Origin of the sequence: Micromonospora inaquosa (genome assembly GCF_003857055.1) — a bacterium.
Taxonomy (GTDB): domain Bacteria; phylum Actinomycetota; class Actinomycetes; order Mycobacteriales; family Micromonosporaceae; genus Micromonospora; species Micromonospora inaquosa.
On the sequence record NZ_QGSZ01000396.1, the window covers coordinates 15,505 to 29,189 of the forward strand.

The following is a 13,685-nucleotide window of genomic DNA, read 5'->3' on the forward strand; positions in this document are numbered from 1 at the left end:
CATCACGCTCGGGGTGGCACAACGATCCCTGGTGCAGTGCGTCGTCTGGTCGTCTGCGTGGTCCGAGGTCCGGTCCTGCGGCCGGGCGGCGGGCATCACCAGCGGCCACCGTTCGCCCGCCAGGTCTGCGCGGGGGTCAGCCAGCCGGCCCGGCCCGGTCGCGGCAGGGCCACCGTCGGCCCGTTCGCCCATGCGGGTGGTTCATTCGGCGGGCCTGCCGACCGCTCCGATCCGGTCGCACCCGGCACGGCCGCCGGTGCCGCAACCTTCCTTCTCCGGTACGACCACCGCGCCCCGTCTCTGCCACGGATGAACCCGAACATCGCTGATCTCCTCCCGGTCGACGAGGGCCGCCCCGGCCGGGGGATGACCGGGGCGGCCCGAACGCAGGACCCAGTCGCCGGGACGTCGCCTCCACCGGCCGGGCCGCGTGCTCTCCACCCTGGACGGAAAGGCGCCGACAGGGGAGGATGCCAGGGCTTACTACACAGCGCGGTCGCGTACTTACCGGAGAGGTAAGGATGAACGTCGAAATGTGGGTGCGGGCGTTGAAGGCCGCCCGAGCCGGTGCCGAGGTGTCCCAGGAGGCGTTGGCGAGCCTCACCAAGTGGAGTCCGTCCACCGTCGCGGCCATCGAAACCGGCCGACGCCGGCCGACCATGGAGTTCGCGGTCGCCGCCGACGAAGCCCTCGCCACCGGCGGCCTCCTCGCCGAACTCCTCAAAACTGCCGATCAGGAGTACGGCCCGTCCTGGTTTGTTCCCTGGCGCGGATACGAACAGCGGGCGACGCGCCTACGTGCCTTCGAGGCATGTCTCGTGCCCGGCCTCCTTCAGACCGAGGAGTACGCCCGTGCCGTCATCTCGGCGGGCGGGCTGCATCCGCCGGCGGTGGTTGACGAGCTTGTCGCGGTTCGTCTGGAACGCCAGCTCCTGCTGTCCCGGGATGCGCCGCCAACGTGTGTCTTCCTGGTGGACGAGATGGGCCTTCACCGTCCGGTGGGGGGTCACGCCGTGCTCAACGCCCAACTCGGCCGACTGCTTGACGTGGCAGACCTTCCGTCCGCCCGATTGCACGTCATTCCACTGAGCGTCGGGGAGCATGTCGGCTTTGGGGGCGGCTTCGTGTTCGCCGATCTGCCAGACGGGGACAGGGTGCTCTACCTGGAGAATGCTGCTCGCGGACACGTCATGGACGACCCGGAGACACTCCGATTGATTGATCGCAAATGGGATAGCCTGCTCGGCGAAGCACTCTCCACAAGCGCCTCGATGGATCTGATCCGGAAGCTGAAGGTGACACCATGACGATCAATGAACCACGCTGGCGCACCTCCACTCGGTCGACCGATTCCGGCGGCAACTGCGTCGAGGTGGCGGACAATCTGCCCGGCGTCGTGCTGGTCCGGGACAGCAAGGACCGTTCCGGCCCAACCCTCACCTTCGCTCCGGCTGCCTGGCGTGACTTCATCACCGACGCTGGCCGCCGCGCCGGTTAGCGGCGCGGCGTGACAGTGGCCAGAAGTTCCGGCTGACGTCGGTCCAGCACGTCGCCGGCCAGGTACGCACCCAGCAGCGCCGCGCCCAGCCCGTAACCAGCGCCGACCGGCAGGGCCAGCCAGAGCCACGCGTCGCCGAGCAGCGCGGCGGCCACCACCATCGGCACCGCGGCGACCGTCGAGGCGAGCATGGCCAGCACGGTGAGCAGCCCCTTCGCCAGGCCCGCACCGCTGTTCATCGCGAACGGGTTGCTCGTCTCCGGCAGCGAGTACGCCCCGAGCACCGAGACGAGGCTGTTCACCGCCAGCCCGGCGCCGTAGGTGGCGACCAGGCTGCCGATCGTGAGCCCGATCCAACCCGGCTTACCGAACAGCACCGAGAGCGCCACCGCGACGACCGCCAGCATCGGCAGCACGTACAGCGAGAACGCCGTCATCCGGGCCCGCAGCTCGACCCGGCCGGGCACCCCGGCCACCACGTTGGCGGCGTACGCGCTGCCGTCGAAGCCGAACTGGTTGGCCAGAGTGACGGCGGCGAGCACACCGACGAAGACCATCGAGAGGGTGACCACGACCGGTGAGCTGTCACTGGCGGCCGCCGTGAACCCCTCCTCGCCCATGGCCGCGAAGTCCCCGCCGGTCACGTTGATCATCACTGGCACGAAGATGCCGACCACCGCGACCGTGATCAGGTTGGCCCGGCGGCGCGCGTCCCGCCACCAGTAACGGGCCTCCCGGGCGACCAGGGCACCGAACCGGTCCCGGCGGGCCCAGCCGGCGACCCGGGGAAACAGTTGGGCGACCGCGCCACCGGCAACTCCGCGTCGTGCCGGAGCCTTACCGGCGCTCGCCGCCCCCACCATCGCCGACTCGAGCGAACGGGACCACCAGGCCAGCAGTGCGCCGAGCGCCACCACCGTGATCAGCAACTTGACCGGTGCCGCCCACACCCGGCCCTCGGCCACGTCGATGCCGGCGGTCCACGGGGCGCCCAACGGCGTCCAGCCGATCACGGTCGCCACACCGGTCAGCCGGGCCCAGTCCGCCTCGCGCAGCGCGGCGAGGCCGAAGATCTGCAACGGGCCGAGCAACGCGGCGGTCACCGCCAGCAGCACGGCCGCCAGGTCCCGAACCCGTCGGGACCGCAACATGGTGGCGAACGCGCTGGTCACCGCCCGGCTCGCGGCCACGCAGAGCAGCAGCCCGGCGAGCACACCCAGGACGGCGACCAACCCCGCCGACCAGCCACCCAACGACCAGGCGGTCAACACCAGCCCGGACGACGCGATCAGCACCGCCAGCACCGGCACGCTGATCAGGGCCGCCACGAACAGGCCGGTGACCAACGTGCGCCGGGGCAGCGGCAGCAGCGCGAACCGGGCCGGGTCCAGTGTCTCGTCCACACCGAAGAAGACCAGTGGCAGCAGCAGCCAACCGAGCACCAGCAGCCCGCCACCAGCCGCCGCGACCAGCACCGCGTACTCGCCGTTGCCGGTCAGGCCCGGCGCGGCGAAGAGGAAGAAACCGCTGGCGGCGAACCAGAGCCCGAGCAACGCGCCGCCGATGAACATGGCGATCCGCCAGCCCTGACCCCGAAAGCTGTTGCCCATCACCCGCAGCTTGAGCCGCACGAAGTGGCGAGCGGAAACCGACCGTACGGGGGCAGCGGCGGTGGCGTCCGCACTTACCGGGAGAGCCACGACAGCTCCTCACCGGTCGCGGTACGCCCGCCGACCACCTCGACGAAGACCTGCTCCAACGAACGGTCGCCACGGACCTCGTCGAGGGTCCCGACCCGCTTGATGGTGCCGTCGGCGAGGATCGCCACGTGCGAGCAGAGCCGCTCGACGACCTCCATCACGTGACTGGAGAACACCACAGTGCCGCCACCGGCCGCGTACCGGGTGAGGATGTCCCGGATCAGCGCGGCGGACACCGGGTCGACCGCCTCGAACGGCTCGTCCAACACCAGCACCCGAGGCCCGTGCAGCAGCGCGCAGGCCAGGCCGATCTTCTTCTTCATGCCTGCCGAGTAGTCCACCACCAGCGTCCGATCGGCGTCGCCGAGCGCCAGCACGTCCAGCAGCTCGGCGGCCCGCTGGTCGACCACCGCCGGGTCCATCCCGCGCAACAACCCGTTGTACGCCAGCAGCTCCGCCCCGGTCAGCCGGTCGAACAACCGGACCCCGTCGGGCATCACGCCGAGCAGCCGCTTGGCGGTGACCGGGTCCTGCCAGACGTCGTGCCCGAGCACCTGGGCCAAGCCGGCGTCCGGACGCAACAGCCCGACCGCCATCGACAGGGTGGTGGTCTTGCCGGCACCGTTCGGGCCGAGCAGGCCGTAGAAGGAGCCGGCGGGGACGTCCAGGTCGACGCCGGCCACCGCGATCGTGCCGTCGAACCGCTTGGCCAGGCCGCGCAGTGCGAGCGCGGGGTGCTCAACAGTCATGCGCCCGACGGTATCCGTCGATCGCCAGTTCCGCCGTCCGGCGCTGGGTGGACCCGCGATCCTCCCCGAGGCGGACCACTCCGCGATCTTGCACGTGCTGTCCCGACGGATAGGGCGTATCACCCCATGTCGACATCCGAAACTGCAAGATCGGCGCGGTAGTGAGGCGGACGAGGCTGCCTGGCCTCACATGCGGAGGGCTTCCGGGGTGTGCAGGCGGAGCATGGTGGCGGCGATGTCCGCCGGGGCCCGCCGGCGGGTTGCCATCGACACGGCGACCATCACGGTGAAGGCCAGCGGCACCGTCCAGGCGGCGGGCTGCGCGATGAGCGTGGCCGGCCAGCCGGACAGCGGTGGGCCGAGCACGGTGACCAGCACCGCGCCGATCGCCGCGCCGCCGCCGACCACCACTCCGGCGGTGGCGCCCACGTCGGTCAGCCCGCGCCACCAGATGCCGAGCACCAGCAGCGGGCAGAAGCTCGACGCGGCGACCGCGAAGGCCAGCCCGACGACCTGCGACACGTCCAGCCCGGAGACGTGCAGCGCCAGCACCGCCGGCACACCACCGGCGATGACGGTGGCCAGCCGGAAACCACGCACCGATCCCCGCCCGAGCACGTCCGTCGAGATCACCCCGGCGACGCTGGTCAGCAGCCCGGACGAGGTGGAGAGGAACGCCGCGAACGCGCCCGCGGCGACCAGCGCGGCGAGTAGCCGCCCGACCAGCCCGTCGCCCAGCGCCGCCCCGGGTAGCAGCACCACCACCGCGTCCGTCTGGCCGCTGAGCAGCAGTTGAGGGGTGTAGATCCGGCCGAGGACCCCGTACAGGGTGGGCAGCAGGTAGAAGAGGCCGACCAACGCCAGCACGACCAGGGTGGTCCGCCGGGCCGCCGCGCCGTCCGGGTTGGTGTAGAAGCGCACCAGCACGTGCGGCAGACCCATGGTGCCCAGGAAGGTGGCCAGGATCAGCGAGTACGTGGCGAACAGGCCCCGGTCGTCGGCACCGGCGGTGCTGGGCAGCAACCAGTCGTTGGCATCGGTGGCCGCCCCGGACACCGCCGGCACCGGGTCACCGGCGGCGAAGGTCAGCTCGTCGCCGGGGCGTACCTCCCGGATGTCACCGTCGGGCAGGGTGAGGGTCGCTCGGTGCTCGACCACGACGGTGGTCGCGGCCCGGAACGTCGGCCCGTCGGGTGGGGTCACCGCCGGGCGGCCGTCGGCCTGCCACTGGAGAGCCAGGAAGATCACCGGTACGGCGAGAGCGGTCAGCTTGAGCCAGTACTGGAACGCCTGCACGAACGTGATCGCGCGCATTCCGCCCAGCGCCACGTTCGCGGTGACCACGCCGGCCACCAGCAGGGCTCCGAGAGGGTACGGGGAGCCGGTCACCGTGGTCAGGGTCAGCCCGGCGCCCTGGAGTTGCGGCACCAGGTACAGCCAACCGATGAAGATCACGAAGGCGGTGGCCAGGATGCGGAGTCGACGCGACCCGAGCCGCAGCTCGCAGAAGTCGGGCAGGGTGAACGCGCCGGAGCGGCGCAGCGGTGCGGCCACGAAGAGCAGCAGGGCCAGGTAGCCGGCGGCGAACCCGACCGGGTACCAGAGCACGTCCACGCCGTACTTGAGGACCAGCCCGGCGATGCCGAGGAAGCTCGCCGCCGACAGGTACTCCCCGCCGATCGCTGCGGCGTTCCACGTCGGACTGATCGCCCGGGACGCCACCAGGAAGTCGGACGTGGTCCGGGCCAACCGCAGCCCGTAGAAGCCGATCCCGACGGTGACCAGGGTGACCGCGACGATGGCCGGGACCACGAATTCGTTGCCCACCTCAGCGCTCCGGCCGTTGCACCAGATCGGTGAAGTCCTGCTCGTTGCGCTCGGCCAGCCGCACGTACGCCCAACCCACCGCGATCAGGAACGGGAAGGAGGCCACCCCGAGCAGCAGCCACGGCAGGTTGACGCCGGCGATGGTGGTCCGGCCGAGCGCGGGCGCGATCGCGAACAGCCAGGGCAGCCCGCCCAGCCCGATGGCCACCACCAGGGACAGCCGCAGCGCCAACGCGAGTTGGGCCCGGACCAGGCCGCGGACCAGCGCCTCGCCCACCTGGGTCTGCTGGGCCAACTCGGCGCGGGTCCGCTCGGCGCGGGTGTCCTGCCGGGTGATCTCGGCCAGCACGATCCGGGACCGCCGGGGCGGCGGTACCGCACCGCCCGTTCCCACATCAGGGAGTTGCTTGGCCACCCCGGCAGTCTCGCCCGCCGTACGCGATTGTCAAGCGTTCACGCTCACCAGCCGCGCAGACCGCAGCACGTGCCCCGCGACCAGATCCGGCTGTCCGGCGTGGAACTGCGCGACCGCGCTGGGCCCGTCCGCCGCGAGGCCCGTAATCGGGCGGCGATGGACTCGGCGATGGTCCGTTCGTCCTCGACCACCGGTACCCGTGGTTTGCGTTGTGAATAACCTGTGGAGAACCGCTCATCCCTGTGGATAACTCCGGGACCAGGCCGGCTGGCGTGTGGGAACTCCCGAGGCTCGTTGTGGACAACCGATCGAGCTGTCACTGTGGTCCGGTAGAGAGGAGGTGTGACGGTGACCAACCCTGCCCGGCCCGGCTGGGGCGACGCCTGGACGGTGGACGACCTCCAGAGCCTCCCCGAGGACGACCAGGTCTACGAGATCTTCGACGGGAGTCTGCTCGTGTCCCCCCATGCGGACGTCTTCCACGGGGCGGTCGCCAACCGCCTCCGCCGGATCCTCGACCGGCAGGCCCCCACCGGTGTGCTCGTCGGTCAGGACATCGGGGTGAGTGCGAAACGCTCGTCGTACTTCGTGCCCGATCTCTTCGTCGCCGGTGAGCGCGCACTGGACAGCGGCGGTGCCGCGCTCGACCCCTCCGACGTGCTCCTCGTCGTCGAGGTGATCTCGCCGAGCAACGCCGGCCGCGACCTGGTGCTCAAACGTCACGAGTACGCTGCCGTCGGCATTCCGCTGTACTGGCTGGTGGAGCCCCGCAAGCAGACCCTGACGGTGCTGGTGAACGGCGCGGGCGGCTACCGCGAGCAGGCCGTTCTGCCGGTCGGCGAGGTCTACCGCACCGAGGAGCCGTTCCCCCTCGCCCTGCCGTTGACCGACATCTTCTGACCCGTTACCGGAAGCCGCCCGCCCCCCCGGCGTCACTCCAGGCCGATGCGTTCCGGTCGGGCTGAGGCGGAGCCGAGCCAGGTGTGCGGGTTGCCGTACCAGCACCAGCCGAGCTTGGGCGCGCCCTGGCTGATCCACAGCGCCGGCACCCGCTTGTCGCCGCAGCGGGAGCCGATCAGCGAGAAGCACCTGTTGCTCGCCAACGAGGCCGGGTGCAGCGTGATGAAGGCGAGGCCCTCGTCGATGGAGAGCGGCAGCCGGTCCTGCGCGGTGATCTTCTCCAGGGCGGTGGCCGGGGCCAGGTTGCGGAACTCCTCGCCCCGGTCGATGTCGAAGAGCAGGTACGCCGGCCCGGCCGGCACCTCCAGCTCCTTGATCGGGTCGAAGCGGGGCAGGTCGTCCTCGGCGTAGTTCCGGTCGACGACGCCGGGCTTGCGCTTGCCGGCCAGCGTGGTCAGCGCCACCCGTTCCGGCACCCCGATCAGGTCGCGGGTGATGACGAGCAGGAACGGCACCCGGGCGTCGGTGGGGGCGGGCAGCCCGGCGGTGCCCTCGACCGCGGTGGCCCGCAGCGGCGCGACCAGGTCGCGGAAGGTGTTCTCGGTCAGCCCGGCGAGGGCGGGATAACCGAGCCGCACCAGTCGGTCGAGTTGATTGTCGAACTCGGATTCGGCGTTGAACGGGGTCTCGGTCACGCAAGCCTCCCGGAAGTCGTACGGACTATCGTACAACGTACGGCAGAGTGCTTCCCATTCCCGGCTCAGCGACTCCAATCCTGCTTCGCGGCCCTGACCAGCTTGTCCTTCAGCTCCCGGGTGTGCCGCCGGCTCACCGGCAGCTCGGTGGAGTCGATCACCACCACGTAGCCGGAGTTGACCAGCCGCAACTCCGCGATCAACTTCAACTGCACCAGGTACGACCGGTGCACCCGGACGAAACCGGCATCGGCCCAGCGCTCCGCGAGCGTGGCCAGCGAGACCCGCACCAGATGCGACCCCTCCGCCGTGTGCAACCGGGCGTAGTCGCCCTGCGCCTCCACCCACCGCACCGCCGAACGGGGCAGCATCCGGGTCGTGCCGGCCAACTCGATGGGGATGGTCGGGTCCTCCTCCGCGCGAGCCAACGCAGCCGGGTGCGACGGCACCACCCGCGAGCCGATCACCCGACGCAACGACTCGGCCAGCCGGTCGGCGCGAACCGGTTTCCGCACGTAGTCGGTAGCGCCCAGATCGAAGGCGTCCACCGCGCCGTCGTCGTACGCGGTCACGAACACGATCGCCGGTGGGCGGGCGAAGCGGCGCAGCACCCGGGCCAGCTCCATGCCATCCAGGCCGGGCATCCGGATGTCCAGGAAGACCACGTCCACATCGGCGTCGCGCAGCAGCCGCAACGCCTCGGTGGCGTCCCCGGCCGTGTGCAGCCGGGCCACCCGGGGGTCGGCCCGCAGGTGGTACGCCAACTCGTCGAGCGCGGGCGGCTCGTCATCCACCGCGAGGACGCGCAGGAAACCGGACGCGTTCACCACGCCCGTCCCGGTCCGCTCGCTCACGAGCCTGCCCGCACGCCGGGGTGGAACTTCGGCACCCGCATGCTCACCTTCGTGCCCGAGCCCAGGCCGGTCTCCACGACCAGGCCGAACCGGTCCCCGAAGACCGAACGCAACCGCTCGTCGACGTTGGAGAGGCCGACGTGCTGGCCCGTGTCGTCACCCGGGTCGCCGGTGCCGCGGGCCAGCTCGGCGATGCCGGCGGTCAGTGTGGTCGGATCCATTCCCACTCCGTCGTCCTCCACCGTGATGTGACATTCGGCCCCCGCGTCCCGGGCCTCGATGCTCACCATGCCCGTGCCCGGCTTGCGGGACAACCCGTGGCGAACAGCGTTCTCCACCAACGGCTGGAGGCAGAGGAACGGCAACGTCACCGGCAGCACCTCCGGCGCGATCTGCAACCGCACCTGCAACCGGTCGCCGAACCGGGCCCGCTCGATGGTCAGGTAACGGTCGATCGACCGCAGCTCCTCGGCCAGTGTGGTGAACTCCCCGTGCGCCCGGAACGAGTACCTGGTGAACTCGGCGAACTCCAGAATCAGTTCCCGGGCCCGCTCCGGGTCGGTGCGCACGAACGAGCCGATCGCGGTCAGCGCGTTGTAGATGAAGTGCGGGCTGATCTGCGCCCGCAACGCCCGGATCTCGGCGCGGGCCAGCCGCTCCCGCGACGAGTCCAGCTCGGCCAGGGCCAGCTGGTTTCCGGCCCAGTGCGCCGTCTCCAGGGTGGCCTGCACCAACCCCGGAGGTGGTGGGCTGTCGGCGACCGCCACCAGCGCGCCCACCACCCGGCCGTCCGCCCCCAGCAACGGTGCGACCACCGCCCCCCGGACCGGGCAGTCGACCCGGTCGCAGCGCAGCTCCTGCTCACCAAGCACCGTCGAGCGGCCGGTGTCCACCGTCCGCTGGGCCGCCGCGAGCAGTTGCTCACCGTGGTGCGTGCCCCGTCCGTCGAGGGCCAGTAGCCGGTCGGCGTCGGTGAGCGCCAACCCGACAGCGCCCACCAGAGCCCGCAGATGGCGTACGGCCTTCGCCGCGCCGGCGTCGCTCAACCCCGCCCGCAGCGGCTCGGCGGCCAGCCCGGCGGTGTGCAGCACCTCGTAGGTGGCCCGCTGGGTGGCGGTGGCGATGCCCCGGCGGGCCCGCAGCCGCAGCACCGCCAACAGGGCGGCGGTCAGCGCGGTGACGAGTGAGACGACGCCGACCACGGCGGAGAGGTTGGCAGCCACGCAGCGATCCTCGCCCCTGCGAGCCGGCCAGCCAACCCTCTAGTACGCGCCCTTGCGGGCGAGCACCACCCCGACAGTGCGCCATAGGATGCTCAGGTCGTACGCGAGCGACCAGTTGTCGACGTAGTAGAGGTCCAGTCGCACCGACTCGTCCCAGGAAAGATCGGAGCGACCGGAGACCTGCCACAGCCCGGTCATGCCGGGGCGGACCAACAGTCGGCGGCGCACGTCACCCAGGAAGTCACCATCGTCGGCCGGCAGCGGTCGGGGCCCGACGAGCGACATCTCGCCCCAGAGCACGTTGATCAGCTGCGGCAGCTCGTCCAGCGAGGTCGCCCGCAGGAACCGGCCGACCGGGAAGACCCGCGGGTCCTCCTTCATCTTGAACAGCATGCCGTCGGTGTCGTTCCGGTCGACCAGGCTGGCCAGCCGCTCCTCGGCGTTGACGTACATGGTCCGGAACTTCCACACCCGGAACGTGCGCCCCTCGTGCCCCACCCGGGGCTGGCGGAAGAAGACCGGCCCGGGGTCGGAGATCCGGATCGCCACGCCGATGGCAACGAAGAGCGGGAACAGCAGCAGCAGGCCGAGGCCGGCGGCGACCCGGTCCAGCAGGTTCTTGGCCAGCAGCGCCGGGCCGGAAAGGGTCGGCTCCTCGACGTGCAGCAGCGGCAGACCCTCGATCGGCCGGATGTGCACCCGGGGGCCGGCGATGTCGGTGAGCTGCGGGGCGACCACCAGGTCGACACCGGAACCCTCCAGCTGCCAGGCCAGCCGTCGCAGCTCACCCGGCTCGGCGCTGGCCGACCCGCAGACGGCGATGGTGTCCCCGCCGACCTCGCGGACCAGGGCCAGCACGTCTCGCCCGGAGTACACCGGCACCGGGGTCGGCACCCCCCGGGCCGCCGCGTACCCGTTGGTGATGTGGATGGCGACGGGCATCAGCCCGGCGGACGGGCTGCGGGTGACCGCCGCGTAGACCTCCAGGCACTCCGGCAGGGTGCCGACCAGCACCATCCGGTGCGCGGCCTGGCCGGCCTGCCGGCGGATGTAGTGCAGGGCCCACCGGGCCACGAACCGGCCCCAGAGGATCAGCAGTGCCGCACCGACCAGCGCGGTGCCCACGGTGAACCGGGAGAGCTGGGTCACCGTGGCGAAGGCGAGGAAGGAGACGCTCGCGGCCACCGTCACCGACGCCCGGATCACCCGCTTGTACTCGTCGGGCCCGAGCCCCAGATAGCGCCGGTCGTACGCCCGGTTGCCCCAGAGGATGACGACCCAGCCGAGCGGGAGCAGGAGGTAGGAGATGGTGTGGAACCAGGTCGGGTCCTGCTTGGTGCCGGAGAACCCGGAGGCGGCCTGGTCGAAGAGCTGGATCGCGATCCAACTGGCGAACGCGGCCGCGCTGAAGTCGAGCAGCAGCAGGATCGCCGTGTAGGGGCGGTGCCAGCGGGAGACGCGACGTCGCGCCCTGGCCCACGCCGACCGGGGTACACCGTTGTGCGTAGGCGGCGTCGGCGGCTGAATCTCGAAGCTGTCGACGTGCCGCACGAGTTTGCTCCGGCCTTCGTTGGTTACCGGGCGCTGGAGGCCTGCCGTCACCTCACCCATGTCCTCCCGCATGACACGGGCCGCTCACTCGGCGTGAAGGCCCGGGTCGCCCACCGTCCCAGTCTCCCACGCGGGCCCGACCGGTTGCCGCCCCGAAGGAGATTGGCGACCGATGGTTGCGGCGGGAACTGGCCGGCTCCACACCAATCAGAAGCCGGGGACCGGGCCACTATACCGATGGATACCCGCCAAACGGGACCGGCGGACCGGAGCTTCGACACAGTAAGGGCGATTCCGTTCCGTAATCACCGAGTGGAATTACTCACCGTACGAGACGGGACAACCGACGGTCAGCGAGCGGCTTTCCGCCGGTCTGGCAGGTCGGGCAGTACTGCAGGCTGGAATCGGCGAACGACACCTCGCGCACGGTGTCCCCGCACACCGGGCAGGGCAGCCCGGTACGCGCGTGCACCTTCAAACCGGAGCGCTTCTCACCCTTGAGTTCGGCGGCCCGCTGACCGAGGGACCGCTCGACCGCGTCGCCGAGGACCTGTCGGGTGGCGGCGTGCAGGGTGGCGATCTGGGCGTCGGTGAGCCGATCGGTGATCGCGAACGGGGACAGCTTCGCGGCGTGCAGGATCTCGTCGGAGTACGCGTTGCCCACCCCGGACAGCACCGACTGGTCGGTCAGCACCCCCTTGACCTGCCCCCGCCGGCTCCGCAACCGCTCGGTGAAGGTCGGCAGATCCGCGGCGAGCGCGTCCGGGCCCAGCTTGGCCACTCCCGGCACCGCCGCGAGGTCAGTGACCAGGTACGCGGCCAGCTTCTTCTGGGTGCCCGCCTCGGTGAGGTCGAAGCCGGAACCGTCGTCGAGGCGCACCCGCACCGCGATCGGGCCCTTGCCCGGCCGCAGCGGGGTGGTGGCGGGGAACGCCTCCCGGTAATGCAGCCAGCCGGCTCGCGCCAAATGCACCACCAGGTGCAGGCCACCCTCGAAGAGGACATCGAGGAACTTTCCGTGCCGACTGGCGTCGACCACCGCCCGGCCGGCAACCTCGGTCGGCGCCGGCTCGTACGTCTTCAGGGCACTGATCGCGGCGATCTCCAGCCGATCGACACGTCGCCCCACCGCGCGCTGTCGCAGGTAACCCGCGAGCGCCTCAACCTCCGGTAGCTCGGGCACGACACAACGGTAGCCTTCTTTCCCGTGAGAATCGTGGTGGCGCACAACCGGTACCGGGAGGCCCAGCCCTCCGGTGAGAACACGATCGTCGACTCGGAGATCGCGCAGCTCACCGCCGCTGGCGTCGAGGTGCTGCCCTTCATCCGCAGTTCGGACGAGATCCCGTCGATGTCGAAGGCGGCGAAGGCGCTGCTGCCGATCTCGCCGATCTGGGCTCCGCGGGCCCAGCACGACCTGAGCCGGCTGCTCACCGAGCACCGACCGGACGTTCTGCACCTGCACAACCCGTACCCCCTGCTCTCGCCCTGGGTGGTGCGGACCGCGCACCGGCACGGCGTGCCGGTGGTGCAGACGGTGCACAACTACCGGCAGGTCTGCTCGTCGGGGATCTACTTCCGCGACGGGGTGATCTGTCAGGACTGCAAGGGCCGGGTGTTGGGGGTGCCGGCGATCAAGCACCGCTGCTACCGCGATTCGGCGGCGCAGAGCGCGCTGATGGCGACCACCCTGGCCGTGCACCGGGGCACCTGGCGCTCGGTGGATCGGTACATCGCGCTCACCTCGGCGATCGCCGACCACCTCCGTGACTACGGCATTCCGGACGAACGCATCGTGGTGAAGCCGAACTCCGTACCCGACCCGGGTCGACCGGCGCCGCTCGGTGACGGGTTCCTCTACATGGCCCGGCTCTCCCCGGAGAAGGGCGTCGACCTGCTGCTGGACGCCTGGCGTCGGCACCCGGTCGGTGCGCTCGGCACGTTGCGGGTGGCCGGCGACGGTGAGCTGCGCCACCTCGTGGAGGCAGCCGCCGCCGAGCGGCCCGACGTGGTCTACCTCGGTCAGCTCGACCGGGCCGGCGTGCGGGCAGCAGTCGAGGCGAGCGCGGTGGTGATCGTCGCCGCGATGTGGCACGACGTGTTGCCCACCGTGATCATCGAGGCGTTGTCGAGCGGCCGGCCGGTGCTGGGTACGGCGTTGGGCGGCATTCCGTACCTGCTCGGGGCCGACGCCCCGCACGAGCCCGCCGGCACCGGCCCGGCCGCCGTCGCCTCGGCCGTCGCCGGGGGCGGCGGCCGGGCCGGTGCGGGTT

General features: G+C 71.1%; 13 protein-coding genes. 4 read left to right on the forward strand and 9 right to left on the reverse strand.

The window, feature by feature from the left end; genetic code table 11:
* Positions 1 to 521 precede the first annotated feature (521 nt).
* Positions 522 to 1,307, forward strand: coding sequence for a helix-turn-helix domain-containing protein (locus DLJ59_RS35540; protein ID WP_124778488.1), 786 nt, complete (start codon positions 522 to 524; stop codon positions 1,305 to 1,307).
* Positions 1,304 to 1,498 carry a DUF397 domain-containing protein gene (locus DLJ59_RS35545; protein ID WP_124778489.1) on the forward strand — a complete coding sequence of 65 codons (195 nt, stop codon included), beginning with the start codon at positions 1,304 to 1,306 and terminating at the stop codon, positions 1,496 to 1,498. The genes DLJ59_RS35540 and DLJ59_RS35545 overlap by 4 nt, the downstream gene beginning before the upstream one ends.
* Here the strand turns inward: DLJ59_RS35545 and DLJ59_RS35550 are convergent.
* From DLJ59_RS35550 to DLJ59_RS35565, 4 genes are all read right to left on the reverse strand, one after another.
* Positions 1,495 to 3,198: an ABC transporter permease gene (locus DLJ59_RS35550; RefSeq protein ID WP_124778490.1), complete on the reverse strand. Its 1,704-nt coding sequence runs from the start codon at positions 3,196 to 3,198 to the stop codon at positions 1,495 to 1,497. The genes DLJ59_RS35545 and DLJ59_RS35550 overlap by 4 nt on opposite strands.
* Positions 3,183 to 3,947, reverse strand: coding sequence for an ABC transporter ATP-binding protein (locus DLJ59_RS35555; protein WP_124778491.1), 765 nt, complete (start codon positions 3,945 to 3,947; stop codon positions 3,183 to 3,185). The genes DLJ59_RS35550 and DLJ59_RS35555 overlap by 16 nt, the downstream gene beginning before the upstream one ends.
* Positions 3,948 to 4,133: 186 nt before the next feature.
* Complete coding sequence (locus DLJ59_RS35560; protein WP_124778492.1) at positions 4,134 to 5,774, reverse strand: sodium/solute symporter; 1,641 nt, start codon at positions 5,772 to 5,774, stop codon at positions 4,134 to 4,136.
* Between the two features lies 1 nt (position 5,775).
* Complete coding sequence (locus DLJ59_RS35565) at positions 5,776 to 6,189, reverse strand: DUF485 domain-containing protein (RefSeq protein WP_244236400.1); 414 nt, start codon at positions 6,187 to 6,189, stop codon at positions 5,776 to 5,778.
* A gap of 348 nt (positions 6,190 to 6,537) precedes the next feature.
* Here DLJ59_RS35565 and DLJ59_RS35570 point away from each other — a divergent pair, with 348 nt between their 5' ends.
* Positions 6,538 to 7,089 carry a Uma2 family endonuclease gene (locus tag DLJ59_RS35570; protein ID WP_158630954.1) on the forward strand — a complete coding sequence of 184 codons (552 nt, stop codon included), beginning with the start codon at positions 6,538 to 6,540 and terminating at the stop codon, positions 7,087 to 7,089.
* 32 nt (positions 7,090 to 7,121) lie between these two features.
* On the opposite strand, the gene DLJ59_RS35575 is transcribed toward DLJ59_RS35570, so the two are convergent.
* The 5 genes from DLJ59_RS35575 to DLJ59_RS35595 all read right to left on the reverse strand — a co-directional run bounded on the left by DLJ59_RS35575 (position 7,122) and on the right by DLJ59_RS35595 (position 12,595).
* Positions 7,122 to 7,784, reverse strand: a complete 663-nt coding sequence (locus tag DLJ59_RS35575) for a DUF5701 family protein (RefSeq protein ID WP_167493930.1) — start codon at positions 7,782 to 7,784, stop codon at positions 7,122 to 7,124.
* A 65-nt stretch (positions 7,785 to 7,849) separates the two neighbouring features.
* Complete coding sequence (locus DLJ59_RS35580) at positions 7,850 to 8,611, reverse strand: LytR/AlgR family response regulator transcription factor (protein WP_124778501.1); 762 nt, start codon at positions 8,609 to 8,611, stop codon at positions 7,850 to 7,852.
* 23 nt (positions 8,612 to 8,634) lie between these two features.
* Complete coding sequence (locus tag DLJ59_RS35585; RefSeq protein ID WP_124778495.1) at positions 8,635 to 9,861, reverse strand: sensor histidine kinase; 1,227 nt, start codon at positions 9,859 to 9,861, stop codon at positions 8,635 to 8,637.
* A gap of 39 nt (positions 9,862 to 9,900) precedes the next feature.
* Positions 9,901 to 11,472 carry a sugar transferase gene (locus tag DLJ59_RS35590; RefSeq protein WP_167493931.1) on the reverse strand — a complete coding sequence of 524 codons (1,572 nt, stop codon included), beginning with the start codon at positions 11,470 to 11,472 and terminating at the stop codon, positions 9,901 to 9,903.
* 262 nt (positions 11,473 to 11,734) lie between these two features.
* The gene (locus DLJ59_RS35595) at positions 11,735 to 12,595 is read right to left on the reverse strand and encodes an Fpg/Nei family DNA glycosylase (protein WP_124778497.1); all 861 of its coding nucleotides are present in this window, start codon (positions 12,593 to 12,595) and stop codon (positions 11,735 to 11,737) included.
* A gap of 24 nt (positions 12,596 to 12,619) precedes the next feature.
* On the opposite strand from DLJ59_RS35595, the gene DLJ59_RS35600 reads away from it, so the two are divergent.
* Positions 12,620 to 13,685: glycosyltransferase (locus DLJ59_RS35600; protein WP_124778498.1), on the forward strand; the 1,066-nt coding region annotated here is incomplete at its 3' end.